Below are 21,716 nucleotides of genomic sequence, written 5' to 3' on the forward strand. Positions count from 1 at the left end.
GTTCAGCCACGTGATCATTCTGACCGCCCGGTGCCGCCCTTCGCAGCAACCGGACGACACATCGACGGGGCGAACGTTGCCTGATGCGGCACTAGCTCCGCGCTCCGGCCGCGGACAGCCGTCTCACGCGAGCGCCTCACGCACCCGACCGGCCCACGGCCCCGCTCACCCTGCCCAGCTCACCCGCTCCGCTCACCTGCTCCGCTCACCTGCCCAGCCACGAGCCCCGCTCACCCGAGCGAGGCGAGCGCCGCCTCCGCGGCACGGGCCATCTGCTCGTCGTGGCGGCCGGTGGCGCCCCGGAGCCGGGCGAAGCCCTCGACGGCGGCCAGCGCGAGCAGTCCGGGGAGCAGGTCGGTGCTGCGCTCGGCCACCCAGCTGGTGCCGCGCGTCGCCATCCACCACAGGTCGGCCAGCCGGCCCGGCGGCGCCTCGACCGGCTCCGCCGCCGGGGCCGGACCGAGCGGCCGGCCCGCATCGGTGAGCAGGTCGTGGAAGCGGCGGGCGATGAGGTGGTGGCCCTCGGCACTGGGGTGGAGGCGGTCCACGCTCAACAGCTGCCGCCGCCCCGACCACGGCAGCTCGGCGATGTGCAGGTGGACCGCGCGGTGGCGGGCGGAGAGGGCGTGCACCACCGTGTTCACCGCGCGCATCCGGCGCGCCAGCGGACGGGCGAGCGGCGGCGGCAGGCGCAGCAGCGCGCCCGGGTCCGGCAGGCAGGCGGTGAGCAGGAGGGCGCCGCCGCGGGACAGCTCACCGAGGGTGGTGTCCAGCTCCCGGGTGGTGCGGCCGACCTCGAACCCGGCCCGCAGGGTGTCGTTGCCCCCGACCACGACGGCCGCCACTGCCGGACGCAGCGCCAGCGCGGCCGGCAGCTGCTCGGCGCGGAGATCGGTGCTGAGCGCGCCGCTCCGCGCGAGGTTGGTGAACTCGACGCCCACCCCGGCCGGCGCCAACGACCGGGCGAGCAGGGCCGCCCAGCCCCGCCACCCCTCGGCCACCGGGTCGCCGACCCCTTCGGTGAGCGAGTCCCCGAGCGCCACGAACCGCACCGGCCCGGCCACCCGCTCCGGAACCGTCCCCCCGCCCTGGCCCGCCGCCACCACCGTGCTCACTGTCCGCCTCCTGCTCCTCGTCCCCACATCCACCGCCACAGGAAGTCGGCCGGTTCGACTTCCTGCTCCGCGCTCCGCTGCGCACCCCGGGTGCGTGCACGGGAAGTTGGCTCGTGCGACTTCCTGCTCCGGCTTCACCGCGCACGCCGCGTTCGTGCACGGGAAGTCGGCCCGTCCGACTTTCCCGTCCTGGGGGTGCGCGCCGGCCCTTGTTCGCACTCGCGGTGGGTGGGTGGTCATTTGTGCCCGGGCGGCGGTGGTGCCGTGCCGAGGGTGGTGACCGGTTCCGCGGCGTGGGCGGCGAGGAAGGCGGCGACGGCGGCGGGCCAGCCGTACTGCTCCGCCCGGATGCGGGCGGTGCGGCGTCGGTCGGCCTCCGGGCGGGCGAGGAGTTCGAGGACGGCGTCCGCGAAGCCAGCACCGGTGTCCTCGGCGGCCACCCCGGCCGGGCCGACCAGCCCGGGGAGCGCCGAGGAGCGGCTGACCGCCACCGGGGTGCCGCAGGCGAGCGCCTCCATCGCGGCGAGGCCGAAGGTCTCCACCGGTCCGGGCGCGAGCACCACGTCGGCGCAGCCGAGCAGCCGGGCCAGGGCGTCCCGCCCACCGACGTGCCCGAGGAAGTGGACGGGCAGCCCGAGCCGTGCGGCCCGGGCAGCGAGCCGGGACCGGAGCGGTCCGGTGCCGGCCACCACCAGGACGGCCGGCAGCCGCCGCGCGCGCAGGTCGGCGAGGGCGTCGACGGCTCGTTCCGGGTGCTTCTCGGGGGAGAGCCGCGAGCAGAGCACCAGCAGCGCCTGTCCGGGTTCGGCGTACCGGGCCCGGTCGTCGACCCGCTGGTCGGCGGTGGGCGGCCGCATCGTGGCGAGGTCCACGCCGAGCGGTGCCCGCGCCAGGTTCCGTACGCCCAGGCGGCGGAATTCGGCGGCCGCCCAGTCCGTCGTGCAGACCACGGTGTCGTACGCCCGTGCCGTCCGACCGTTGAGCCGGTCGGCGGCGGCGCCGGCCAGCGGGCCGGGCAGGCCCCAGGCGCGGAGCAGCCCTGCGGCGCTCTCGTGCGACACCATGACCGAGCGGATGCCGTGCCGGCGGGCCCAGCCGCCGGTCCAGCGCAGGGTGGTGCGGTCGGAGACCTCGAGCCGGTCGGGCGCGAGCCTGGTCAGCTCGTGCGCGACCGCCTGCCGGTCGGTGAGCAGCCGGTAGCCGCCGCTGCCGGGCAGCACCGGCCCGGGAAGGGTGACGACCAGGCCCTGGTCGGTCTCCTCTTCCGACCGCCGCTCGCCGGGCACGAGCAGCACCGGCACGTGCCCGGCTTCCCGGTAGCCGGCGCCGAGGTGGCGCAGGGCGGTGCGCAGCCCGCCGGAGACCGGGGTGACGAAGTTCGCCACCCGGACGATCCGCAGTGGGCGCCGGGGTCCGGTCATGCCGACAGCTCCTCCACCATCGGAGCCACCCGCGGAGCCACCTGCGGAGCCACCTGCGGAGCCGCCGCCACGGGAGCCACCACCGGAGCCGCCGCCGCATCCGTGTCCGCAGACGCGTCCGCCACCGCGGACGCGCGCAGCGCCGGAGTGCCGGCCGCCCGCGCCGGAGCGACCGCCGCCGTGCCCCGGTGCTCGGCGAGCACCTCCGCGTAGTGCCGCAGCAGCAGGTCCCCGACCGCCTCCCAGGAGCGGGCGGTCACCTCCGCTCGTCCGGCGCGCCCGTAGACCGCCCGCAGGCCGGGGTCGTCGGCGAGCGTCCGGACCGCCCGGGCCACGGCCGCACCGTCCCGGGGCGGTACCAGCAGCCCGGTCCGGTGGTGGGCGACGAGGTCCAGCGGGCCGCCGGCGGCCGGGCCGATCACGGGGACGCCGCTGGCCATGGCCTCCTGGATGGTCTGGCAGAAGGTCTCCAGCGGGCCGGTGTGCACGAACACGTCCAGGGTGGCGAAGCAGCGGGCGAGCTCCTCGCCGGTGCGGCGGCCGAGGAAGACCGCACCCGGCATCGCGGCCTTCAGCCCGGGCGCGGACGGCCCGTCGCCGATGATCACCACGCGGACGCCGGGCAGCGCGGAGGCGGCGGCCAGCAGGTCGACCCGCTTCTCGGGCGCGAGCCGTCCGACGTACCCGATCAGCACCTCCCCGCCGGGGGCGAGCGCCCGGTGCAGCGCCTCGTCGCGGTGGCGCGGGTGGAAGCGGACCGAGTCCACGCCGCGCGGCCAGAGCTGGACCCTGGGCACGCCGTGCGCGGTGAGGTCCTGCGCCGCCGGGGTGGACGGCGCGAGGGTGCGGGCGGCGGCCCGGTGGATGGCGCGGATCCGGTGCCAGGCGGCGGCCTCGCCGAGCCCGCGCCCGGCCCGGTAGGCGTGCGCGTAGCCGGCGAGGTCGGTCTGGTAGACGGCGACGGCGGGGACGCCGAGCCGGGCGGCGGCCTGCATGCCGCGCGCGCCGAGCACGAACGGGCTGGCCAGGTGGACCAGGTCGGGCCGGTGTCCGGCGAGGGCGGTGGCGAGCTGCCGGCTCGGCAGGGCGATCCGCACCTGCGGGTAGCCGGGCAGCGGGACGGAGGGGATCCGGACCACGGGCAGTTCGGAGGCGGGCCCGGCCCCGAAGGTGTGCGGCGGGCAGTCGGCGCCGCGCGCGGGTGCCGGGGTGATGACGAGCGGCTGGTGTCCCCGGCGGACCAGGTGCTCGGCCGTCCGCAGCACGCTGTGGGCGACTCCGTTGACCTCGGGCGGAAAGGATTCGGTGACGATGACGACGCGCATGCCTGAGTTCTGTCCGGGCCCGGCGTGCACGCGGCCAAAGGGATCTGTCGTACAAACGAACGGGGGTCGGCGATTTGCACCACCGACCCGCGTTCCCGTCCTCACCCCGCCGGACGCGGCGGGCGCCCGGACGCTCAGGCCGGACCGGCCGCCGCCTCCTTGAGCTCCGCGTAGGGCGCGAGCTTGCGGATCGACTCGATGCTCTTGATGCAGTCGTCCCGGCTCTCCTGCGGATCACCGGTCACCACGACGGATCCGTTGCTCGCCTTGAGACGGAACCGGTGCATGCCGCTCTCGTCGGTGTACAGCTCGAATTTGCCGGCCATGGAGTGTTCGCCTTTCGTTCGGGTTGCCCCCTCGAACCGCAACGTATGTACAAACCCCTTTGACCGCACGCCAGATGGGCCAGACGGGTCAGTTCCCGCGGGGGTTGTTCCGGTTCGGATTCCGGGCGCGCTCCCGGCGAGGGTCCGGTGGGCCGGCCCGGGAGCGTTGGGTTGCTGACGGGTGGTCGATAGCATGGCGCCGGTCGACGAGGGGGGATCGTGGTGGGGGCCGTGCGCGACGGGGCGGGCGAGGAGGCGCGCGAGGGGGTGGTGATCGCCGGCAGGTACCGGCTGGTCAAACGCCTGGGGGCGGGCGGCTTCGGGCAGGTCTGGCAGGCGACCGACACCACCCTGCACGTCGACGTCGCGGTGAAGCAGGTGTGGCTGGAGCCTTCGATGAGTCCGGCCCGGACCGCTGAGCGGTTGGCGCGCGCGCAGCGGGAGGCCCGCAGTGCCGCCCGGCTGCGGGACCACCCCCACGTCGTCGCGGTGCACGACGTGGTCGTGGCGGACGGCGTGCCGTGGATGGTGATGCAGCTGGTCTCGGGGAGCTCGCTGGCGGACCGGTTGGCGGCGGGCGGACCGCTGTCGCCCGGGGAGGCCGCCCGGATCGGGTCCGCGATGCTGTCGGCGCTGGGCGCGGCCCACGCGGCGGGGATCGTGCACCGGGACGTGAAGCCGGCCAACATCCTGCTCACCGACGACGGCCAGGTGCTGCTGGCCGACTTCGGCATCGCCCTGCGGTCCGAGGAGACCGCGCTCACGGTGTCCGGCGCCGTCATCGGGTCGGTGGAGTACATGGCGCCCGAGCGCGTCCAGGGTGAGGAGGACGGACCGGCCGGGGACCTGTTCTCGCTCGGCGTCACGCTGTACCAGGCCGTCGAGGGCCGGTCGCCGTTCCAGCGCGCCACCCCGACGGCCTCCCTGCTGGCCGTGGTCTCGGACGAGGCGCCGCCGCCGAGCCGTGCGGGTGCGCTCGCGCCGGTGATCGCGGGCCTGATGGCCAAGGATCCGCAGCGCAGGCTCACGCTCGACGCGGCCGCGGCGCTGCTCGCGCGGTCCGCCGCTGCTCCCGGCCCCGAGCCGCTGGCGCCGGAACCGGTGCCGGTTCCGGCGTCGGTTCCGGTGTCGGTGCCGGCACCGGATCCGGGGTGGGGCGGCGGGTCCACGGGGGTCGTCCACGCGTCCGCCGGGCTCCCCACCCCCGCACCCGTACCCGCGGCTTCGGAGCCGCCCGCACCTGCGCCTTCGGCGTCGTCCCCATCGCCCGCACCCCCATCGCCCGCCCCGGCGGGCCCGGCGCGGTGGCCGTGGGTGGTGATCGCCGTGTCCCTCGTCGTCATCGTCGCCGGGGTCGCGGCCGCCATCGCGGTGCCCTACTTCTCCCCGGCCAGGGAGATCCGGGCGAAGCTCCTCCACAAGGGCGACCTGCCGACGGGATACTCGGAGAACCTCGGCGCCGGGGACATGGGCTACGGCCGCCCCGCCGCGGGCAGTTGGCCGTGCGAGGCCCGCAACCGCGAGGCGAAGTGGAAGCACACGCGGGACGACACGGCGGAGTTCTACCGCAGCGGGTCGGGTGGTTCGGCGGTGAGCTACGAGTTCAACGAGGGGCTGAGGAAGGCCGACGAGGCCACGATCGCCCGCACGATGCAGGCGATCCGGGACCAGATCAGCGACTGCGCGTCGTACACCGCGGACATCAAGTTCAGCGGTGACGCGCAGAGCTGCGTGGTCACCGTCAAGGCCCTGCCGGCCCCGGCGATCGGCGGCGACGTGGTGGCCCGCCGGGAGACGTACACCTGCACCGAGGGCGGAACCACCTACGCCCCCGCCGTCGTGGACAAGGTCACCACGGCCAAGGGCGGGTACCTGGTCGAGTTCTTCGCCTCGGGCGACACCCCCTTCCCGCCCGGCGGCGTGGCCGAGGACTTGATGAGGAAGGCCCTGGCCAAACTCCCCTGACGCCGATCGCCAGACGCAACGACCCCGCCAGCACCAGCTTCTGATGAGCCGTCATACCGCTGTCGCGCCGGTCGGAGCCTGGGTCGCCCCGGTCCCGGGTCGCATGGCGGCCAACCGCCGGAGGCAGGCCCGCCGCTGCACGACGGAGAGCCCGGCGACCGCCGCCCCGAGGCCCAGCCAACCCGCCGGGCCGGCCGCCATCACGGCGCCGGTGAGCAGCAGCGGGCCGGCGGACTTCTGGATGGACTGGGACATGCCGGCCACGCCCAGGTACGAGGCCCGGGCCCGGTCGGGGGCCAGCGAGACGGCCAGCTCCCAGGAGCTCACCGACCGCAGCAGCTCCGCCGCGGTGACCAGCGCCGCCGCGACCAGCAGGGCGGCCGAGGCGGACCAGGCCCCGCCGCCGGTGCCGAAGGCCAGGACCAGGCAGGCCGCCGGCATCGCGACGCCGTAGAGGCCGACAGCGGCCGCCGCCCGGTACGGGCCCTCCGCCCGTGCCGAGACCCACAGTTGGAGGACGACCACCAGCACGGTGTTGATCACGAGGAAGGCGGGCACGAAGGCGTGCGGCGCGGTGGTGTGGTTGATCAGCCAGAGCGGCAGCCCGACGTTGAGCACCGAGTCGTCGAGGTTCATCGGGATGTCCAGCAGGACGAAGCGCAGGTAGCCGCCGTCCCGCCAGGGGCTCGGCGCCGGCGCCGGCCCGCCGGTGCCCGGTTCGCCGGCCCGGGCGGCGACCCGTCCGGCGTCGCGCGGCTCCCGGGTGCGGGCGACCAGGGCCGCGGTCAGCGCGTAGGAGAGGGCGTTGCCCAGGACGAGTGCGCGGTAGGCGTCCTCCGTCCCGACGGCCAGGCCGATCGCCGCGGCCCCGGCGCCCAGCGCGTACCCGGCGTTGGCCGCGCTGCGGGTGAGCGCCTGGTAGGTGGACCGCCGCTCGCCGGTCGCGCGGGTGGCGAAGAGCATCTCCAGCGTCTTCGCCGCCCGTTCGGCCAGGCAGGTGAGGGCCATCACCGGCAGCAGTGCGGCGAAGTCGTCGCAGACCAGGAGCAGGCCCATCGTGCCCAGTCGCAGCAGGTGGCTGCCGATGAGCAGCCCGCGGACCGGGAACCGTTCGGCCAGCCGGCCCGCCAGCGGCGACCCGGCGATGCCCGCCACGGCGGCGACGCCCAGCAGCAGGCCGACCTGCCGGGCGTCCAGCCGGGTGACGAAGGTGAAGTAGAGCACCGAGGACGCGGCCCAGACGCCCGTGCCGGCCCGGTCCAGGAACTGGGCGAGCAGCATGATCCGCCCGTCCCGCCCGCCCGGTGGGCGGCGCAGCTGCGTCAGCAGCCCGTTCCCGTGGTGTCGCATGGCGTGGCCCTTCCCGTTCCGGTGTCCGGGGAGCAGCCTGCCGGAGATGAATCTCGACGTCAAGATACTTGATGTCGACATACCTGCTCAGGTGCGTCCGGACGCGAGCGTCGCGCGGAGGAGCCGGCGGTCGGGCTTGCCGACCTCGGTGAGCGGTAGCCGCTCGACCACGTGGACGGCGGCCGGTGCGTACATCGGGCCCAGCCGCTCGGTGACGAACGCGCGGACCGGGCCGCCGTCCGGTCGGTGGCCTGCCGCGGGGACGATCGCGACGTGCAACTCCTCGGTCCCGTCGGCGCGTTGGACGCCGAAGGCCGCGCACCGGCTGACGGCGGGGTGGGCGAGCAGCGCCTGCTCCACGTCCGCCGGGTACACGTGGCCGCCCACCACGACGACCATGTCCTTCAGTCGGTCGACCAGGTGGAGGTAGCCCGCCGCGTCGAGGTGGCCGACGTCCCCCGTGCGGATCCAACCCTCGTGCAGCACCTCGGCGGTGAGGTCCGGGCGGCGCCAGTAGCCGGTCATCGTCATGGGGGTGCGGACGTGGACCTCGCCGTTCTCGCCGGCGGGCAGCACGGCCCCGGCCGGATCCCGGATCTCGATGACCACCCCGGGCTCGGCCCGGCCGGCGGTGATCCGGCCGCCCGGGCCGGTGATGCCGTGCTCGTGCGGGCCGACCTCGGTGATCGAACCGGCCTCGGTCTGCCCGTACCAGCCGTGCAGCACGGGTCCGAACAACGCGGCGGCCTGCCGCAGCCGTTCGGCGGACGCGACCGTGCCCCCGTAGAAGAGCCGCCGGAGCGCGGACAGGTCGGCCCCGGCCGCGGCCGGGTGGTCCAGCAGCTCGTACAGCAGCGGCGGCAGCAGCCACACGTCGGTGATGCGCTCCCGTTCCAGCGCGGCGAGGACGTCGCCCGGGTCGAAGCCGGGCCGCAGCACGACGGTGCCCCCGGCGAGCAGCGCCGCGTCGGCGAGGATGCCGGCCATGTGGGCGAGTGAGGTGCAGGCCAGGGCGCGGGGCGGTGCGTCGGCCCGCAGCCGGCCGGCGAGCCGGTCGAGCAGCTGCCGGTAGGGGCCGTGCGCCATCGGGATGCCCTTCGGCGTCCCGGTGGTGCCTCCGGTGAAGCGCAGGCACCAGTCGTCCTCGGGGCGCACGGGGTCCGCGGCCGGTTGTGCGGCCCGCTCGGCGGCCGGCTGTGCGGTCGGACCGGTGGCCGGTCCTGGGGCCGGTTCTGTGGCCGGTTCTGTGGTGGGGGTCGCGCCCGGGGACGGCAACGGGGTGCCGAGCGTGAGCACAGCCGGTACCGCCACCCGGGCGAGCAGCGCCTCGGCCGCTGCCCGGCACTCCGGATCGACCAGCAGCACGGTGGCGTCCACGCTCGCCACGATGTCCGCCTGCACCGCCGCGGACATGCCCGCGCCGAGAAAGAGCACACGGGCGCCGAGCAGGTTCGCGGCGTAGCGCGCGACGACGGCCTCCGGCCGGTCGCCGGTGAGGAACGCCACGCTGTCCCCGCGCCGGACGCCGCACGCGGCCAGGCCCGCGGCCGCGGCCCGGACCTCGTCGTGGAGCGTGCCGGCCGTGATCGTGCGGCCGTCGGCGGCGACCAGCGCGGGCCGGCCGGGGTCGCGCCGGAGCTCGGCGAGGACGCCCTCGACGTAGTTCTCGAACGAGGCGTGGTGCTGGGGCGGGGCAACCGCGTCGGCGGCCATGTGGACGGCTCCTCGGGTGAGTGGGGTGAAGGGGTGTGCGCCGGTCGTGGCGCCTCCTCCTGGAGGCTAGGTGAGCCGCGTTCATCAACTCCAAGACCGGATCGGGCATGAGACGATGCCTCAGGGGATATGAGCGACCGCCCGGACGAGGGGGAGTGCGGCAGTGGAACTGCTCGCCTTGCGCTGCTTCCAGGTGGTGGCCCGGCACGAGCACATCAGCCGGGCGGCGGAGGAACTGCGCGTCGCCCAGCCCTCGGTGAGCCGGACGATCGCCCGGCTGGAGGCCGAGTTGGGGGTCCGGCTCTTCGACCGCCGGGGCCGGCGGATCCGGCTCAACGACCACGGCGCCGCCTTCCTGCGCCGAGTCGACCGCGCACTGGGCGAACTGGACGACGGCAAGCGCGAGTTGGCCGAGGTGGCGCAGGGCGGCGGCAGGGTGACACTGGCCACCGAGACCCTGCTGACCGTCACCGACCTGCTGGCCCGGTTCCGGGTCGCCCACCCGGGCATCGAGGTGCGGGCACGGCAGTCCTCCGTCGACGCGATGGCGCGCCGGCTCCGCACCCGCGAGGTGGACCTCTGCGTCGCCTCCCAGCCGCTCGTGGGGCCCGGCCTGGTCTCCGAACCGCTGCTGCGCGAGGACGTGCTGCTCGCGGTGCCGCAGGGCCACCGACTGGCCGGCCGCGACGAGGTCCCGGTCTCGGAGCTGGACGGCGAGCCGTTCGTCACCCCGAGCCGGGGCCACTGGCAGCGGGTCCTCGCCGAGCGGCTGTTCGCGCGGGCGGGCGTGGAACCGGTGATCGTCTGCGAGGGCGACGAGCCCGGCGCCGTCGTCAACCTGGTCGCCGCGGGCATGGGCGTCGCCCTGCTGCCCGCCATGGCACGGGCGTCGGACGTCCGGGCACCGCTCAGCTGGGTGCGGCTCGCCGATCCCGGCTGCCACCGCGAACTGTGCCTCGTCCGCGACGGCGACGCCCACCATCCGGCCGCCGCCCGCCTCTTCGGCGCCTTCGCCGTACGCCACTTCCGCGCGACGGCCGCCGGAGCCGGCGAGGCCGGACAGGCGTCCGGGGGCGACACGAGCGGCTGAGGCCGGCCGGGACCGCCGCGGCCCGCTCCTGTCGCTGACCGGGCACGTGCCGACGCTCGCACTTCCGGCCCGCGGGGCGCGAGCCGAGGCCGGGCCTGCTGCGCCCCGCCTGGTCACCGGTCGTCCGACCTCGCCTGAGGGCTGTCCCGCGTGCCGCGAGCCGACGGCGGACCGGTGCGCCCCGCCCGTCGGTGTCCCCGCGTCGCCGCCCCGGTCGGTTGTCATACCGTGCCGGACGCCGATAGCCCTACGCCGCGAGCCGATGTCGGATCGGCCACGGCTGTCCGGGGTCGCGAGCCGCGAGCCGCGAGCCGATACCAGGCCGACTGCTTCCGCCCGCTCGCGTTCCTGTGTCGGCCTCGGCTGGTCGTCCGATCTCGCGGCGGTCTGTCCCGCGGGCCGCGAGCCGATGTCGGATCGGTGCGCCTTGCCTGCTCACGTCCCTGCGTCGCTCGGGCTGGTTGTCGGACTGCGCCGGCCCCGGCTGTCCCGGGTCGCGAGCTGCGAGTCGATGCCGGGCCGGCTGCTCCCCGCCCGCTCGCGTTCCTGTGTTGCCGCCTCGGCTGGTTGTCCGGTCTTGTCGGGGCTGTTCCGCGTGCGGCGAGGGGATGCCGGGCTGGCGACTCCCCGCCCGCTCGCGTTCCCGGGTTGCCGCCTCGGCTGGTCGTCCGATCTTGCCGGGGCTGTCCCGCGCGCCGCGAAGGGATGCCAGGCCGGCTGCTCCTCGCCCGCTCGCGTCCCGCTGCCGCCGCCTCCGCCGCCCCGGTCGGTTGTCAGACCTCGACGTTAGGGTGGGAAGCCCGCTGTCCCACCGCCCGGAAGGCCCACCCCATGTACGCCCTGCACGCGCTCTGGCGAGCCGACGGCCGCCTCGCGCTGTGGGCGGAGGACGCGCGCGCGTACCTGGCCGGGCGACCGGCGGCCCGCCGGGCCGCGGGCGGTGCCCATCCGTTCGCGTGCGCCGCCGGGGAGGTGGCGCAGCTGCTGGGGGCGATCGGGCCGGGCCTGGACTGGCTGGCCGGGCAGGGCACCGAACGCTGGACCGGTCTGCTGCTGCCGACCCTCGGCGACCGGCCGGTCCCCTCGCTGGACCTGCCGGTCGGCAGTGCGCCGCGCGGGGTCGCGCTGAGCCCCTGGCGCGTGCCGACCCTGCTGTTCGAGCCCACCGAGGCGGTCCAGTTGCTGGGCGCGCTGCACGACCCGCGCTGGCCGGGAGCCACCGTCGAACTACCCGGCGGCGAGCTCGGCGAGTTCGGCGAGCCCGGAGGGTCCGCCAGGCCGCGCGAGTCCGTCGAGCTCAGCTACGGCGCCTCGCTGCGCTGGCTGTCCGCCGTGCACGACCTCGCCTGGCGGCTGGTCGGCCGCGGGCTGCTGCTGCCCGTGATCGAGGAGGTGCGGCCGGGGGACTGGTACGCCCGCTGGCGGCCCGCCCCGGACGCCCCGGCCCGCCGCGAGCTGGCCGCCCTCGCCGCCGGCTGCCCGCCGGTCTGCCGGGCCGAGCACCAGCCGCCCGGCCGACCGGGAGCGGATCACGCCGAGACCGCCGCGCCCACCGGCACAGGGCTGGCCGCCGACCTGCTCGACACCCTGGTCGACCGGGAGGCCCGCGCCGCCCTCGCGGATCTCGCACCACCCGCCGAGCCCTGGCTCGCCGCCCTCTGGTCCGGCGACGGCGGGCTGCCGTCGCCGCCGCCGGCCGACCTGCCCGAGCGGCTCGCCGCCTGGCGGGCCGCCCGGCCCGCCGACAGCCCGGTCCGGCTCAACCTGCGGCTGACCGAACCGCTCGGCCACGACGCGGAGGACCGGGCCGACGCCCCCGCCACCGACTCCTGGCGGCTCGACCTGCTGGTGCAGGCCGCCGACCGCCCCTCCCTGGTCGTGCCCGCCGCCGACCTGTGGTCCGAGCGGGCCGGGTACGCCGCGCTCGCCCGGACCGTCCCCGACCCGGCGGCGGCCTACCTGGACGAGCTCGACCGCGCCGCGCGCGTCCACCCTCCGCTGCGCACCCTCCTGCTGGGTCACCGCCCCACCGGCCTCGACCTCGACCGCGACGGCGCCCTGCGCTTCCTCCGCGAGGCCGCGCCCGCCCTCACCCGGGCCGGCTTCGGCGTGCTGCTCCCGGCCTGGTGGCAGCGGCGCCCGCGGCTCGGACTGGCCCTCACCGCGGCCCCGGTGACCGCTCCCGGCGCGGTCGAGCGCGGCGCCCGGATCGACCGGGACGCCGTACTGGACTTCCGATGGCAGCTGTCGCTGGGCGAACTCACCCTCACCGAGGACGAGTTGGCCGAGCTGGCGGCGGCGCAGCAGGGCCTGGTCCGGCTGCGCGGCCGCTGGATCGAGGTGGACCAGGCCCAACTGGCCGCCGCTGTACGTTTCCTGGCCCAGCACGGGCGCGGCACGATGGAGCCGGTCGAGCTGCTCCGGCTGGCCGTGGACGACGGCGCCGCCGTGGACGGGTTGCCCGTCACCGCCGTCCACGCCACCGGACCGATCGGCGACCTGCTGGCCGGCCGGCCGGGGCCCGCCGACCGGATCCCCGAGCTCCCCGCCGGCTTCACCGGCACCCTCCGCCCGTACCAGCGCCGGGGGTTGGCCTGGCTGGACGCCCTCGGCCGGCTCGGCCTCGGCGCGGTGCTCGCCGACGACATGGGCCTCGGCAAGACCGTCCAGACCCTCGCCCTGCTCGCCCTGGAACGGGAACGCGGTGCAAGCGGGCCGACCCTGCTGGTGTGCCCGATGTCGCTGGTCGGCAACTGGCAACGGGAGGCGGCCCGGTTCGCCCCGGGCCTGCGCGTGCACGTCCACCACGGCGCCGACCGCGCCGCACCCAACCCGGCCGCCGACCTGGTGATCACCACCTACGGGCTGGTCCAGCGGGACGTCGCCGAGCTGCGCCGGATCCGCTGGCGGCGGATCGTCGCGGACGAGGCGCAGCACATCAAGAACCCGGTGGCCCGGCAGTCCCGGGCCCTGCGGTCGCTGCGTTCGGGGCCCCGGATCGCACTCACCGGCACGCCGGTGGAGAACCGGCTCGCCGAGCTGCACGCCGTCCTCGACTTCGTCAACCCGGGGCTGTTCGGCAGCGCGGAGTCCTTCCGGGAGCGGTTCTCGATCCCGGTCGAGCAGTCCGGCAACGCCGAGGTGGCGGCCCGGCTCCGGCGGCTGACCGGCCCGTTCCTGCTGCGCCGGAGCAAGAGCGACCCGGTCGTCGCCCAGGACCTGCCCGCGAAGCAGGAGTTCACGGTGCGCTGCAACCTCACCGCCGAACAGGCGGGCTTGTACCGGGCGGTGGTCGCCGACCTGCTGCGGCGGCTCCGGGGCATCCGCGGCGTGGAGCGCAAGGGTGCGGTGCTGGCGGCGATCGGCCGGCTCAAGCAGGTCTGCAACCACCCGGCCCAACTCCTGCACGACGGTACCGGGTTGGCGGGGCGGTCGGGCAAGGTGGAGCGGCTGGTGGAGCTGCTGGAGGAGGCGCTGGCCGAGGGCGACCGGGCGTTGGTCTTCACCCAGTACGCCGAGTTCGGCGGCATGCTGCAGCCCTATCTGCGCCGGCGGCTGGGCGAGGAGGTCGCGTACCTGCACGGCGGTGTGTCCAAGGGGCGGCGGGACGACCTGGTGGAGCGCTTCCAACGTCCGGACGGCCCAAGGGTGTTCCTGCTCTCGCTGCGGGCGGGCGGCACCGGCCTCAACCTCTCCGCCGCCAACCAGGTGATCCACCTCGACCGTTGGTGGAACCCGGCCGTCGAGGACCAGGCCACCGACCGGGCGCACCGGATCGGGCAGCGCCGCGACGTGCAGGTGCGGCGGCTGGTCTGCGTCGGTACCGTCGAGGAGCGGATCGACGGCCTGCTCGCGGCCAAACGCGGCCTCGCCGACGCCGTGGTCGGCACGGGCGGCGAGCAGTGGCTGGCCGAACTGTCCACCGAGCGGCTGCGCGAGCTGCTGACCCTGTCCGCCGACGCGATCGGAGAGTGACCCCCCGATGTCCGCACCCGCCGACCGCCCCGCACCCGCCGACCGCCCCGGATCCGCCGACCGTCCCGCCCCCGGCGACCGCCCCGCACCCGCGGATCGTCCCGCCCCCGGTGACCGGCCGCTGTCCGACTGCTTGGACACCTTCTGGCAGGGGCGCATCCCGGCGGCGGACGAGACCGAGCCCGCCGCCCACGCCGGTGCCTCCGCTCCCGATGCCCTCGACGCGCTCGGCCCGTCCGGCCTCACGGTCCGAGGGCGTCCCCTGGAGGCCGCCCTCGGACCGGCCTACCGGCGCTTCGCCGGCACCGGCTGAATCCCGCACCGCCCGAGTCCCGCACCGTTCAGGACGCCGACCGGGACGCCGATCAGCCGGCCGTCACCGGGTAGTGGTCGGAGAGGTCGTCGTACGTGTAGCTCTTGCCCCAACTGCTCACCGTCCACGGCGAGCTGTGGAAGCGGACCACCGTGTTGGTGTAGTTCGCCGGGCGCGCGTGGTCGGCCCGGTAGAGGACGTAGTCGAGGTCCTCCAGGGGCTCGCCGGGGTAGCGGTACGCGGCGATCGAGTTGTCGACGGTGTCGAAGGAGTTGGCCCAGCCGTTGCGGGTGTCCGCCGGCGCGACGCCCGCGTTGGCCAGCAGCGCGGGGTACTCGGTGTCGTGCGAGTTGATGTTGAGGTCGCCCGCGATCACCACCGGCTCGGCGGCCGGGATGTTCTTGCCGTCGATGAACGCCTTCATCGCCTTGAGCTGCGCCGCCCGGACCGCCGCCGGCTGGCCGGCCGAGCAGCCGGCGTCGGTGGACTGCAGGTGGGTGCCGACCACGTGGGTGCGCACGCCGTTGACGTCCAGCACGGCGTAGACGAAGCCCTTGTTGGACCACCAGTCCGCCCCGCATGGTCCCTAGACAGATGTGGTCCACCGGCAGATACTCCAGAGCCAGGGAGGGAGCATTCATTGAACCCGGACGAGGTTGACCTCTACCTACGCAAATCCAAGGTCGTGCGGGTCGGGGACCCCCGAGACCTGACGTCAATCCAGGCTCAGGAAGACGCTGGCCGAGCGTGGGCCGCTCGCGAGGGTAAGCGGGTCCGAGAGGTGTGGGTAGACAACCTATCCGCATGGTCCGACGTCAAGCGGCCAGCGTTCGACGGCGCACTGTCGGCGGTGCTCCGCGGTGACGTCCCGTCCTTGTGGTGCTTCGCCATGGACCGGTTCACCCGCAAGGGCATTGACGACATCGGCCCCATCCTCGGTAGAGCGCGAGTGGTGTTCCACTACGAGGGACTGGACAGTTCCGCGGAACGCGACCGTAGGTGGATCATCGACCGCGCCGAACAGGCACGCGAGTACTCGTTCCGGCTCTCGCACAACATCCGAACCACCAAAGAGGCCATGCGCATCCGCGGCCAGTGGGGAAACAAGGTTCCCTACGGGTGGACCATCGGTCCAGACAAGCGCCTGTATCCGCACCCGGAGACGTGGAAGGTTGTCCTTCACATCTTCAAGACCATCGCCATGGGATTCGGAGCGCGCACTGTCTGTAAGGGCTTGAACAGCGGACCGAACCCTATTCCATCACCTTCGGGCAAACGCTGGCAGGTGTCGACAGTCTCCGTCATGATTCACCATCCTGTGTACGAAGGTTGGCAGATCACTCATCGCCCAGAGAGCCCGAAATCAAAGCCGATCCCGTTCCGGAACGCCGCTGGGCAGCGTGTGAGCGTGCTGGGGGACGGCGTGGAGCCTGTGCCGGCGGAGCACGTCAGGCGTGCGCGGCAGACCCTTCAGGGCTTGCACCGCGGAGGCGAGCGGAGCGAGGGCGTATCCCATCTGCTCACGGACCTGGCAAAGTGCGCTGGGTGTCGCGGGGCGGGCACGTGCAGTGGCGTCGACTACCAGTGCGCACGTCATAAGTCCTTGCAGCTCTGCGAGTCGCCACTGTCGGCCAGGCGCGAGGCCCTGGAAGACTTCGTGATCGACCGGTGGCACACGCGCATGACCAACGCTGATCCGGATGACCTACTGCTAGTGATCGCTGCGGAGCGCTACACCGGCCTCCAGGACCCCGAGAACGCGGAAGCGCTAGCAAGTGCCCTGGCGGCTCTCGCGACCGCGCAAGCGAGCGTCAAGCGTCTGGTTGACCAGCAGGCAGCCGGTCTCTTCGATCCTCCCTTTGACACCCATCTGCCTGCCCTGCAAAGGGAGGCGCGGGCAGCATTGCAGCAGGCGCATGCCGACGTCGAAGCAGCCACTCCCAAGCGGCTCAGCGTGAACTTCCTGCGCGACGACGAGACGTGCCGGCACGCGTGGAAGATGGCGGATCACCAACTGCGTCGCGACTTGCTGCGTCTGGCGATCCGTCGGGTCGTGGTGAAAAAGAGCAAGCGGGGTGTCCGCGTCTTCGACGGGAAAAGTCGAGTTGAGATCCACTGGGTGGACGAGCCCGACCCGTGGGAGCCTTCTGACGAGTCGTCGTGATCATCCTTCCTCCGCCGGGCGGCGAGGGGTCCAAAGTGCCGTACTAACCCTCTTTTTCTAAACCCTCTAACGCGAGTAGAGAGTAATAGGAAAAGGGCGGTTGTTTAGGCACTTTGGACCCGCAGGGGAGGACGCCGGTGCGCTGACGGTAACGGTCGCGTAACGGCTGCAGTTGCCCAAGGCTCAAACAGGCCCAAATTGGGCGTCAACTGGAACGGCTGCACAGTAACTCCAGTAGGAGGAAGAAGGACCGCGACGCTGGCGAATGGCGCGGCGTCCACTTCTCCTCCGTGGCGGCCGGCAACGCTCCCGAGCGCTCCCCGCCTCTCCTCCGGGTAGAGCCCGGTAGAGCGGCCGGCCGTCCACACTTTTCGTAGCTCAGTGGCAGAGCGGCAGGCTGTGGCCCCGTCGACCCCGGTTCGACTCCGGGCGCAGGGACGAGCCGGAACGCGCCGGAGACGGAGGCGGGCCCTACGGGGTTGCGCACGGGGACGGAGGCGGCCCGGCGACTGCTCCCGTAGCTCAGTGGTCAGAGCGTCCGCCTGCCGAGCGGAGGGCCGCCGGTTCAAGTCCGGTCGGGAGCGCGGGGTGGGTAGTGCAGCGGCTGAGCGCATGCGACTGATCATTGCGCGGCCTGTCCGCGACGGCTCGTCATGCAGTCCTGTGGAGGTAACAGCAGCCCGCCACCCTCTCAACGTAGAGGCGTTGGGGTGGCACCGGCTAGGACTACAGGCGTGGCGACGCCCATGCACGCCTCCCGGTGGAGTGGGGCTTTCGGCGGAGATCTGGCCGAGAGACTTGCGTTTCGCGATATCGTTCCAATATGCTGAGCATATCCACGCTTGTGTGATGACGCGTCTGGTAGCTAGAGTGCCGCCATGACCTCGGTTCCTGACGGCTCGACAGTCCTCGCCTGCCTCGTTTCTGCCCTGGCGATTGCCGGAGTACGCGACGACCGAACGGGCCAGTTGGCCCGCCGCGTGCTCGCCCTGATCTTCGGAGGACGAGGCGCCTGATCGTGAACTGAAGCCCCGGCCCGCGCGCGGTTGGGGCTTTCGCATGCCGCAGTAGCCCAACTTGGTAGAGGCGCCCGGTTCAGGTCCGGGAGGTTGGGGGTTCGAATCTCTCGTGCGGCACCACGCCGGCTTGGGGTCGGTCGCCGACGTCAGGCGCACTGACGTCCCTATGGGCGTAGCTCAGTGGTAGAGCGGCGGACTCCAAACCCGCATGCGGAGGTTCGATTCCTCCTGCCTGTGCAGAGCGGTCGGTCTGGCCGTGCGGGTGGCTACTGGTCGTAGCTCAGATGGCAGAGCGCCCGCCCTGGGAGCGGGAGGCCGCAGGTTCGAGCCCTGCCGACCAGACTTCGAGCGGACACCTAGGCTGTGCCTGTGGACGACGACACGGTCCTTGAGATTGTCGACGGTGAGCCCGCACCCGAGCCGCCCGTGACGAAGCACGGACGACGCCTTGCGCGGCACCTGGCCAACATCTTGGACGCCTCCTACGGGCCTGAATGGCGTGCGGACACTGGCGTCACTGTCCTACTTGCCGAGAGCCCTCTGACGATCCTCCGGCCGGCAGTCACGGTCTACCGTGCGGACTGTCCGGACGAAGAGCGGCTACCGCCCGCGGACGTGCTGTTCGTGGTGGATACGGCTGACGCTCCAGATCGGGCCGAACGGTTCGCCACCGCAGGCGTCGAGCGCTGGGTAGCCACGGACCGTGATCAATCCACCCATGACGCCCCTGGAGGTACCATGCCACGCGGCACTATCAACGTCACCACGTCCGACAAGGCTGGCGCGGTCGTCCCGGCTGCGACGGTCGGCGATCCGACGAACGGCCACACAGTCGCCAACGACGGCCGCACACTGCTGCTCGTGGAGAACTCCGGCAGCACCGTGGCGCGCACCGTCACGCTCCAGATGGCCAAGACCGTGGACGGCGTCACCATGACCGGCGCTCGGACCGTCTCCGTCGCGGCCGGCGTGACGAAGTTGCTCGGCCCCTACTCGACCGCGGACTACGGTTCCGCGCTGCTGGTGGACGTCGACCACGCGGAAATCAAGATCCGCGCGTTCCGCTCCTGACACACCAACTCACACGCCCTGCCTGGTGATCCGGAGCGGGGCTGTTTGCGTTCTAGACCTTCAGCTCCACTGCGCGGAACGTGATCTCCACCCATTGCTGGAGTCCTTGACCCCCGTGGTGCTGATGCTCCATGCGGAAGCCGGCTGCTTCGATGCGCTGGATTGCGGCTGACAGTCGTCGGCCGTCCACGTCGCCGGGGACGCGGTGGATCTTCCGGACGTAGATCGTCTGGCCCGCTTTGAACGCTGTCGCGGCTAGCTGGTCGACGTCGGACGACGACGTTCGCTTCCTTCCGAAGATCCCCATGCGCGGGAGCGTACCCGACACCCTGGACGGAGGGCAGAGCCTTGGCCTGGACGACGAGTGACCGGCGCGAGCGGCTGCCCGCGGAGTGGGCCCGGATCCGTCGAAGGATCCTTCGACGGGACGACTACCGCTGCACGAGCGTGTTCAGCTCTGGCCGGAGGTGCTCGGCCCGTGCGACCGACGTTGACCATATCGTCCCCGGTGACGACCACTCGGATGACAATCTCCGCTCTCTGTGTGGGTGGTGCCACCGGCAGAAGTCCGCCAGTGAGGGCGGCACGGCAGCCGGCCAACGAGCTGTCCGGACCACGCGCCCGACGGCGCTCCATCCCGCGCTGGAGGACTGATGACGATCGACACCATGGCGGCCGGCATCCCGATGTACGTGCATCCCGGGATCGATGGCCGGTCCTGGGCCGCTCTCGCCACTGAGGATCAGCCCGTTAGGTACGTCGTGCTGAACCAGGACAGCGGCCCGGGCGCTTCGGAAGACACCGTCCTCTACGACGCCGCTCGTGCGATCAGGGCCAAGGGCGCAACGAAGGTCTGCGGGTACGTTGACTACAACTTTGGCAACCGCGTCGGCGGTGACTTCACCGTCAACCAGGACGCTTCGACGTGGATCAGCCGCGGGATTGACTGCGTCTTCCTGGACCGCGTGCCCAGCTCCGGTGCCAGCGTGCAGCCGACGTCGGTCACCATCCTGGGGCTGCGGAAGCTGGGCATGAAGTACGTCGTCCTGAACTACGGCGTGTTGCCCAGCCCGGGACACCTCGACCTTGCCGACGTTGCCGTTGTGTACGAAGGCGACATGGCCACCTACCGCAACCTCTCGGTGCCCTCGTGGGTGCTGGAGCATGAGCCGGAGCGCCTGGCCCACCTCGTGTACGAGGCCAGTCAGGCGGAGGTGCGAGAGGCTATCGGCCTGGCCCGTGGGCACGGAGTGCACAACGTCTTCGTCACGGACAAGACCTTCGCCTCCGGCAATCCGTGGGCAGGCGTACCGCTCTACTGGAGCGACGAGGCCAAGGCGCTGAAGTCCTGGCCCGCGCGGCCAGCGCCGGGGTGGCAGGCGTGAGCAAGGGTGCGTGGGTGGAGATCGTGGAGCCTGACCACGAGGGCGACGGCGTGATGCCTAGCGTGGTGCGGGTCAACGGGGTCGACGTTGGGACCCTGGCGAAGGCACCACGTGTGCGCGCCGGCGGGGACGACGAACCCACGACCGTGACGCTCGTGCTCATGCCACGTCAGGTGATGATCAGGGGCGAGCCATCCGTTAGCACGCCGCCGGCGCTGCGTCAACCCTTTGGCTTCAAAGCGCCTCAGGTTAGGTCGGCCTAACCCAGGGGGTGGCCCCCTCTGGCCGGCCCTGGGGATCGTAAGAGTGCTGGGCCTGGCTGTCTGTACGGGTCTGGGGAAGTGGCGCGGGAGGGGGTATAGCCGCCTCATGGATGGCCGACCGCCGACCCGCCGGGGTGGCTGCGACCCCTAACCGACAGACGGGTGCACAGCGCTTTGATGGTGCGACGTAACGCGCGCCTAGCTACTTTTTCGCAGGTCAGAGCCTTGAAAGCGTAACGCGCGCCACCTAGAATGGACACCGTGAAGACGGCCGTCGCCCCGACCTGCGAGCACTGCGAGCAGCCGCTCCCGGTGATGGCGCGTCGGCATGCACGATTCTGCTCCGTGGCGTGCAAGCAGGCGGCCTACCGTGCGCGGAAGGCTCGTGCCGCTGAAGTCGCCCCGCTCCCCGACGAGCTGACGACCCGCGCCAGGTGGGTCCGCTACAGCTCCGCGAAGGTCCCGCTGACGACCGCCGGCAGGGCAGCCAGCAGCATTGACCTGCGGACGTGGAGCCCATACACGGAGGCTGCCGCTTCAACGGCTGGCGTCGGGCTCGGCTTCGTGCTGAGCGACACCGACGACATCGCGTGCGTTGACTTGGACCACTGCATCCGCCCTGACGGCTCGCTGGAGTCGTGGGCGGTGCCCATCGTGGCGGGCGCGGGCACCACCTACGTAGAGGTGTCCCCGTCCGGTACCGGGCTGCACATCTGGGGCCGCGCGGACGTCCGCCAGGGACGCCGAATTCGGCGCCCTGACGGTACAGCCGTGGAGGTCTACGGCACGGGCCGCTACATCACCGTGACGGGCCGCCGACATGGCGACTGCCCGTCAAGGCTTGGAGACCTGTCCGGTCTTGTGGCTTACCTGGTCTCCGGTTCCGCCCGATTCCATCTCGCTGAGCGCGGCGTCGGAGCTGTCGCCAAACTCCCGCCGAAGGCGGCGGAGCGCACGAACGGCCTTGATCGCTTTCGTAGCCAGCGTGGGGATCGAGTCGAGCGCTTGCCCGATGACCCAAACGCACCCGCCGATGAAGCCGACGATGGTCGCAGCCCAGCCCACGGTTTCCAACAGCCTTCCAACTTCCCGTCAGGGGTGGTCAGGCTGCGATGGGGCATGCTCGGCCTGACCACTCAGTGAGTGATCAAAACCGAGAGGTGCCCCCGATTGCCCCCGTTCCCACAAGTCTGGGCAGTCAGGGGTGGTGCGTCTCTCAGG

General features: G+C 73.0%; 16 protein-coding genes, 5 tRNA genes and 1 pseudogene. 14 read left to right on the forward strand and 8 right to left on the reverse strand.

From position 1 onward, the window contains the following. Nucleotides 1-230: 230 nt before the first annotated feature. The 4 genes from ACFVHB_RS19875 to ACFVHB_RS19890 form a co-directional block, all read right to left on the reverse strand. On the reverse strand, nucleotides 231-1,115 hold the full coding sequence (locus tag ACFVHB_RS19875; protein ID WP_380323526.1) for an SGNH/GDSL hydrolase family protein: 885 nt from the start codon (nucleotides 1,113-1,115) through the stop codon (nucleotides 231-233). A 236-nt stretch (nucleotides 1,116-1,351) separates the two neighbouring features. Beyond that, nucleotides 1,352-2,536, reverse strand: coding sequence for a glycosyltransferase (locus tag ACFVHB_RS19880; RefSeq protein ID WP_380323529.1), 1,185 nt, complete (start codon nucleotides 2,534-2,536; stop codon nucleotides 1,352-1,354). Continuing rightward, nucleotides 2,533-3,861 (reverse strand): glycosyltransferase family 4 protein, encoded by a 1,329-nt coding sequence (locus ACFVHB_RS19885; RefSeq protein ID WP_380323532.1) that lies wholly within the window; start codon nucleotides 3,859-3,861, stop codon nucleotides 2,533-2,535. The genes ACFVHB_RS19880 and ACFVHB_RS19885 overlap by 4 nt, the downstream gene beginning before the upstream one ends. Before the next feature lie 134 nt (nucleotides 3,862-3,995). Next, nucleotides 3,996-4,187, reverse strand: coding sequence for a DUF1508 domain-containing protein (locus tag ACFVHB_RS19890; RefSeq protein WP_360193463.1), 192 nt, complete (start codon nucleotides 4,185-4,187; stop codon nucleotides 3,996-3,998). A 231-nt stretch (nucleotides 4,188-4,418) separates the two neighbouring features. Between ACFVHB_RS19890 and ACFVHB_RS19895 the strand changes: the two genes are divergently transcribed. Further along, nucleotides 4,419-6,152 carry a serine/threonine-protein kinase gene (locus ACFVHB_RS19895; protein WP_380323535.1) on the forward strand — a complete coding sequence of 578 codons (1,734 nt, stop codon included), beginning with the start codon at nucleotides 4,419-4,421 and terminating at the stop codon, nucleotides 6,150-6,152. 51 nt (nucleotides 6,153-6,203) lie between these two features. Here the strand turns inward: ACFVHB_RS19895 and ACFVHB_RS19900 are convergent, their stop codons facing one another. After that, nucleotides 6,204-7,502, reverse strand: coding sequence for an MFS transporter (locus tag ACFVHB_RS19900; RefSeq protein ID WP_380323538.1), 1,299 nt, complete (start codon nucleotides 7,500-7,502; stop codon nucleotides 6,204-6,206). 87 nt (nucleotides 7,503-7,589) lie between these two features. After that, nucleotides 7,590-9,215 carry a class I adenylate-forming enzyme family protein gene (locus tag ACFVHB_RS19905; RefSeq protein ID WP_380323541.1) on the reverse strand — a complete coding sequence of 542 codons (1,626 nt, stop codon included), beginning with the start codon at nucleotides 9,213-9,215 and terminating at the stop codon, nucleotides 7,590-7,592. Nucleotides 9,216-9,378: 163 nt separating this feature from the next. On the opposite strand from ACFVHB_RS19905, the gene ACFVHB_RS19910 reads away from it, so the two are divergent. The 3 genes from ACFVHB_RS19910 to ACFVHB_RS19920 all read left to right on the forward strand — a co-directional run bounded on the left by ACFVHB_RS19910 (nucleotide 9,379) and on the right by ACFVHB_RS19920 (nucleotide 14,593). Further along, entirely contained in the window at nucleotides 9,379-10,305 is a 927-nt protein-coding gene (locus ACFVHB_RS19910) for a LysR family transcriptional regulator (protein WP_380323544.1), read from the forward strand. 831 nt (nucleotides 10,306-11,136) lie between these two features. Beyond that, entirely contained in the window at nucleotides 11,137-14,280 is a 3,144-nt protein-coding gene (locus ACFVHB_RS19915; protein ID WP_380323547.1) for an SNF2-related protein, read from the forward strand. 7 nt (nucleotides 14,281-14,287) lie between these two features. Beyond that, nucleotides 14,288-14,593, forward strand: coding sequence for a hypothetical protein (locus ACFVHB_RS19920; protein WP_380323550.1), 306 nt, complete (start codon nucleotides 14,288-14,290; stop codon nucleotides 14,591-14,593). Between the two features lie 52 nt (nucleotides 14,594-14,645). Here ACFVHB_RS19920 and ACFVHB_RS19925 read toward each other — a convergent pair. Then, nucleotides 14,646-15,173 (reverse strand): annotated as a pseudogene (locus ACFVHB_RS19925) (sphingomyelin phosphodiesterase); the annotation flags it as partial. A gap of 105 nt (nucleotides 15,174-15,278) precedes the next feature. Between ACFVHB_RS19925 and ACFVHB_RS19930 the strand changes: the two are divergent. The 7 genes from ACFVHB_RS19930 (at nucleotide 15,279) to ACFVHB_RS19960 (ending at nucleotide 18,847) form a co-directional block, all read left to right on the forward strand. Then, on the forward strand, nucleotides 15,279-16,757 hold the full coding sequence (locus ACFVHB_RS19930) for a recombinase family protein (RefSeq protein WP_380323760.1): 1,479 nt from the start codon (nucleotides 15,279-15,281) through the stop codon (nucleotides 16,755-16,757). 372 nt (nucleotides 16,758-17,129) lie between these two features. Further along, nucleotides 17,130-17,194: transfer RNA gene (locus ACFVHB_RS19935), tRNA-His, on the forward strand. A gap of 74 nt (nucleotides 17,195-17,268) precedes the next feature. Continuing rightward, a tRNA-Gly gene (locus ACFVHB_RS19940) sits at nucleotides 17,269-17,341 on the forward strand. A 477-nt stretch (nucleotides 17,342-17,818) separates the two neighbouring features. Beyond that, nucleotides 17,819-17,896 (forward strand) — tRNA-Leu (locus ACFVHB_RS19945). Between the two features lie 46 nt (nucleotides 17,897-17,942). Next, a tRNA-Trp gene (locus ACFVHB_RS19950) sits at nucleotides 17,943-18,013 on the forward strand. Between the two features lie 32 nt (nucleotides 18,014-18,045). After that, nucleotides 18,046-18,118 (forward strand) — tRNA-Pro (locus tag ACFVHB_RS19955). 27 nt (nucleotides 18,119-18,145) lie between these two features. Further along, the gene (locus ACFVHB_RS19960; RefSeq protein WP_380323552.1) at nucleotides 18,146-18,847 is read left to right on the forward strand and encodes a hypothetical protein; all 702 of its coding nucleotides are present in this window, start codon (nucleotides 18,146-18,148) and stop codon (nucleotides 18,845-18,847) included. A gap of 52 nt (nucleotides 18,848-18,899) precedes the next feature. On the opposite strand, the gene ACFVHB_RS19965 is transcribed toward ACFVHB_RS19960, so the two are convergent. Next, nucleotides 18,900-19,154: a hypothetical protein gene (locus tag ACFVHB_RS19965; protein ID WP_380323555.1), complete on the reverse strand. Its 255-nt coding sequence runs from the start codon at nucleotides 19,152-19,154 to the stop codon at nucleotides 18,900-18,902. A 140-nt stretch (nucleotides 19,155-19,294) separates the two neighbouring features. Here ACFVHB_RS19965 and ACFVHB_RS19970 point away from each other — a divergent pair, with 140 nt between their 5' ends. The 3 genes from ACFVHB_RS19970 to ACFVHB_RS19980 all read left to right on the forward strand — a co-directional run bounded on the left by ACFVHB_RS19970 (nucleotide 19,295) and on the right by ACFVHB_RS19980 (nucleotide 21,638). Continuing rightward, the gene (locus ACFVHB_RS19970; protein WP_380323763.1) at nucleotides 19,295-19,501 is read left to right on the forward strand and encodes an HNH endonuclease; all 207 of its coding nucleotides are present in this window, start codon (nucleotides 19,295-19,297) and stop codon (nucleotides 19,499-19,501) included. Continuing rightward, complete coding sequence (locus ACFVHB_RS19975) at nucleotides 19,501-20,232, forward strand: spherulation-specific family 4 protein (protein WP_380323557.1); 732 nt, start codon at nucleotides 19,501-19,503, stop codon at nucleotides 20,230-20,232. The genes ACFVHB_RS19970 and ACFVHB_RS19975 overlap by 1 nt, the downstream gene beginning before the upstream one ends. 524 nt (nucleotides 20,233-20,756) lie before the next feature. Next, entirely contained in the window at nucleotides 20,757-21,638 is an 882-nt protein-coding gene (locus tag ACFVHB_RS19980; RefSeq protein ID WP_380323560.1) for a hypothetical protein, read from the forward strand. The last annotated feature ends 78 nt before the right edge of the window (nucleotides 21,639-21,716 follow it).

Source organism: Kitasatospora sp. NPDC127111, from assembly GCF_042677465.1.
Classification (GTDB): domain Bacteria; phylum Actinomycetota; class Actinomycetes; order Streptomycetales; family Streptomycetaceae; genus Kitasatospora.

Excerpts from the sequence above, each read along its gene's own strand:
- ACFVHB_RS19880 (WP_380323529.1), bottom strand. The coding sequence starts at position 2,536 with ATGACCGGACCCCGGCGCCCACTGCGGATCGTCCGGGTGGCGAACTTC.
- ACFVHB_RS19885 (WP_380323532.1), bottom strand. The coding sequence starts at position 3,861 with ATGCGCGTCGTCATCGTCACCGAATCCTTTCCGCCCGAGGTCAACGGA.
- ACFVHB_RS19890 (WP_360193463.1), bottom strand. The coding sequence starts at position 4,187 with ATGGCCGGCAAATTCGAGCTGTACACCGACGAGAGCGGCATGCACCGG.
- ACFVHB_RS19900 (WP_380323538.1), bottom strand. The coding sequence starts at position 7,502 with ATGCGACACCACGGGAACGGGCTGCTGACGCAGCTGCGCCGCCCACCG.
- ACFVHB_RS19905 (WP_380323541.1), bottom strand. The coding sequence starts at position 9,215 with ATGGCCGCCGACGCGGTTGCCCCGCCCCAGCACCACGCCTCGTTCGAG.
- ACFVHB_RS19915 (WP_380323547.1), top strand. The coding sequence starts at position 11,137 with ATGTACGCCCTGCACGCGCTCTGGCGAGCCGACGGCCGCCTCGCGCTG.
- ACFVHB_RS19920 (WP_380323550.1), top strand. The coding sequence starts at position 14,288 with ATGTCCGCACCCGCCGACCGCCCCGCACCCGCCGACCGCCCCGGATCC.
- ACFVHB_RS19965 (WP_380323555.1), bottom strand. The coding sequence starts at position 19,154 with ATGGGGATCTTCGGAAGGAAGCGAACGTCGTCGTCCGACGTCGACCAG.
- ACFVHB_RS19975 (WP_380323557.1), top strand. The coding sequence starts at position 19,501 with ATGACGATCGACACCATGGCGGCCGGCATCCCGATGTACGTGCATCCC.